Consider the following 3,235-nt stretch of genomic DNA (forward strand, 5'->3'; position numbering starts at 1 on the left):
AAATCGCGCTGATGTGTGTCGTCTATAACATCAAGCGCTTCGTCAAACAGTGAATCTCTACGCCTTACAGCGATTCAACACAGCCGTTTCAAACGGAATTTCGTGAGTGTCGATGATGTGCTCCCAGATCCGATTGACGAGGATCGCGTCGTCCAATTTCTCACCCCATTCCGGTGACGAGAACCAGCAGGTTATCGGATCGACGAGAGGGTACACTGTCCAGTGGTACTCCCTGCCATCTGGCTTTTCGCTTTCGGAGGGCGCCTTCGCGGCTATTCGACCCTCTTCGTTCTGAGTACCATCGGAGCCGCCCTGATCATCGGCCGCCTCGTACTGGAGAGTGGGTACGACCTCTGCCGACTCCATCGTTCGAACGAAAGACCGTGGGCTCCCGACCGCTCTGGATGCGTACGATTGTATGACACTCCCGATAATGAACGCAAAGGCTGCGTATAGCACAAGTTCACCGATCGATCGCGGCAGCGGCGGATCGGATGCAGTCCCGAGTATCGTCAGCAGTCCGATCACACCGGGAAGCAGATTTCCCATGAGATCATACGCAGACAGCCCCCGAAAATATCGCCCGATAGCCATATTTTGCGATCCGTATGGCTCTTTAATGTTGTTTCGCTTCGGTTACTGTTGCCCTGCTCATTTCGGGATTTACCTCAGTCTGCTACCTTCCGTGTGCAACTCCATCGGCAACGACGGTGATACCGACGCTCGCCGCCCGGTTTCGATCAGTTTTCGGACGTCGCGAGGATCTCCCGCAGTCGCTTGGTCGGGTCGACGCCGGCCCGGAGGACGACCGCGTGGACCGCCTCGGCATCGGGGTCCGGCGCGTCGCCGCTCAGGATGGCGTCGGAGCCGGTCTCCTCCGCGAGCCAGCGGCGCCCCTCCGCGATGGCCTCGCGGTTGAGCCACGCGGGCGGTCCGCCGACCAAAAGCAGCGTCCGGTCGGCGCCGCCCGCGACGGTGCCGAGCGTCCCCTTTCCGCGAGCCGCCTTCCTGATGACCGTCTCGATCGCGCTGACGGCTTCGCTGGTGTCGACGTCCGCGGGTTCGGACGCGGAGAACAGCCCCAGCCCGAACCGCGACCCGCCGTCCGGCGTTTCGACCTCCTGCTCGGCGTAGCCGATGTCCGCGATTTCGGAGCGGTCGCCGAGCGCGCGGTTCACGTCGCTGGCGTCGACCACCTGTTGCGGGACCGACCCGCCCCCTCCCCCCGCCGCGTCGCCGGCGCCGAAGACGGCCGCGATCCGGTCGGCGGCCACGGCGTTGAGTCGCCCGCGCGCCTCGGCGAGCGTCTCGTCGCGGCGGAGCCACGCGTCGTTGTCGAAGCCGACGATCGCGTTCGCGAGCCCGTCGAGCCCGTCGAGCGTGCGGGCGGCGTTCGCGACCGCGAGCGGGCGGTCGGCGGTTCGCTCTTCGTCGGCGTCCGCCCGGCGACCGCCCGCCCGTTCGGCGAACGACTCGGCTTCGGGGTCCGCCGGCAGGACTCCGAGCACGTAGACGGGGACGTCGTGGAGTCGTCGGAGGTTCCGCACTAGTTCCGGTGCGACGCCCGCGCCTGTTCCCCCGCCGAGCCCGGTCACGATCAGAAACGCCTCCGCACGGGAGGGCGTCGCGGCGTCGAGCGCGCGGCTCAGCTCGTCGACGTGCTCCGCGCCCAGGTCGAGTCCGCGCCGGAGGTCGCCGTCGAGCCCCTCGCCGCCGGTCCGGTCGCCGAACCGATGCCGGTGCTCGTCGGGCACCGCGTCGAGCGCGTCCAGCGCGGCGGCGTCGGTGTCGAACGCGACGGTCGCGTCCAGGAACGGCTCGTCGCCGTGGTCGGCCGCGAGCCGGTCGACGATCCGACCGCCGGCGCCGCCGAGGCCGAGTGCGTGCAGGCGCATGATCGGCGTGTCACGGACCGGAGACATATCCCTTCCGCCGTGCCGGCGTGGCCTCCTCGGGCTGAAACACTTATCAGTGTGACCGCCTTCGAGACGGTATGAGCTACGATACCGTCGTGTTCGACAACGACGGTGTCCTTGTCGGCCGCACGAGCTTCGACGTCCTGCAGGAGGGCGTCCGGGAGACCTTCTCCCGACTCGGCGTGGACGATCCGGACCCCGAACATGTCGAACGACTGACTGTTGGCGCCACGCCCGACGTGGTTGTGAGCCTCTGTAACCTGTACGACCTCGAACCGGACACCTTCTGGGAGACGCGCGACACGACGCTCGCGGAGGCCCAGCAGGAGGAGGCCCGCGCCGGTCGCAAGACCCCCTACTGGGACATCGACACGCTGGCGGATCTGGACGTGGAGATGGGCATCGTCAGCTCGAACCAGCAGGAGACCGTCGACTTCCTCGTCGACCACTTCTCCGTGTTCGAGCCGTTCGGCGCCGCGTACGGCCGCGAGGCGACCATCGAGAGCCTGAACCTGCGCAAGCCGAACCCCCACTACCTCAAGCGCGCGCTGGAGGACCTCAACGGGGAGAACGCGCTGTTCGTCGGCGACAACGAGTCGGACATCCGCGCCGCCGAGCGCGCGGGCGTCGACTCCGCGTTCATCCGGCGTCCTCACCGCACCGACTGGGAGCTGAACGTCTGGCCCACCTGGGAGATCGACACGCTGGAGGACCTCCACGACATCTGCCGGGCCTGATCGGTCCGGATTCGGGACGCCTGTTCGCTCCCCGCGACCTGCGAGCCGCCGCACCGCCGATCAGTCGAGGAACGACCGGAGCATCGTCGACACGGCGTTGGTGCTGAGCCGCCACGGCGTTGTCTCGGCGCGCACGCCGAACGTCGAGAGCCACGCGTCCACGGCCGGCTCTTCGCCGACCTGCCGCCGCAGCGCCCAGACGTACGTCGCGAGTTGGAGCTGGTAGCGCGGCTCGGCGGCGTCGTCCTCGGACAGCGCCAGCTTCACGTCCTCGACGACCCAGCGACCGTCGGGCATCTTCAACAGGAAGTCCGCCGTCCCCGGAACCTCGACCTCGACGCCGTCGACGCGGATCACCCCCTCCAGCGGCTCCTCGACGTAGACGGTCTCGGCGCGGTGAAGCCGGTCCGCGAGCGCGGATTTCGAGAACTGAGGCAGCACCGTGTCCGTCACGAACGACCGGATCGCCGCGCGCTCGTCCGGATCGGCGGCCCCCGCACCGCGGCGAACGCGCTCACGAACGATCGACGCGACGCCCTCGCTCGCGGGATCGACCACACCGTTGGCGGCCCTTCCGCCGTC

The 3,235-nt window shown here is 67.7% G+C and carries 4 protein-coding genes; 1 reads left to right on the plus strand and 3 read right to left on the minus strand.

All coding sequences use genetic code 11. The annotated features are described in order from the left end of the window. Positions 1–57: 57 nt before the first annotated feature. Complete coding sequence (locus AN233_RS16875) at positions 58–549, minus strand: hypothetical protein (protein WP_125920020.1); 492 nt, start codon at positions 547–549, stop codon at positions 58–60. Between the two features lie 191 nt (positions 550–740). Next, positions 741–1,895 carry a cell division protein FtsZ gene (locus AN233_RS11205; protein ID WP_058366871.1) on the minus strand — a complete coding sequence of 385 codons (1,155 nt, stop codon included), beginning with the start codon at positions 1,893–1,895 and terminating at the stop codon, positions 741–743. A gap of 98 nt (positions 1,896–1,993) precedes the next feature. On the opposite strand from AN233_RS11205, the gene AN233_RS11210 reads away from it, so the two are divergent. Continuing rightward, entirely contained in the window at positions 1,994–2,653 is a 660-nt protein-coding gene (locus AN233_RS11210) for an HAD family hydrolase (protein ID WP_058366872.1), read from the plus strand. 60 nt (positions 2,654–2,713) lie between these two features. On the opposite strand, the gene AN233_RS17710 is transcribed toward AN233_RS11210, so the two are convergent. After that, positions 2,714–3,235, minus strand: a 522-nt coding sequence (locus tag AN233_RS17710) for a PD-(D/E)XK nuclease family protein (RefSeq protein ID WP_218055085.1), incomplete at its 5' end; no start/stop codon positions are given.

This window comes from Haloparvum sedimenti (assembly GCF_001462205.1).
Lineage (GTDB): Archaea > Halobacteriota > Halobacteria > Halobacteriales > Haloferacaceae > Haloparvum > Haloparvum sedimenti.

Excerpts from the sequence above, each read along its gene's own strand:
- AN233_RS11210 (WP_058366872.1), top strand. The coding sequence starts at position 1,994 with ATGAGCTACGATACCGTCGTGTTCGACAACGACGGTGTCCTTGTCGGC.
- AN233_RS16875 (WP_125920020.1), bottom strand. The coding sequence starts at position 549 with ATGGGAAATCTGCTTCCCGGTGTGATCGGACTGCTGACGATACTCGGG.
- AN233_RS11205 (WP_058366871.1), bottom strand. The coding sequence starts at position 1,895 with ATGCGCCTGCACGCACTCGGCCTCGGCGGCGCCGGCGGTCGGATCGTC.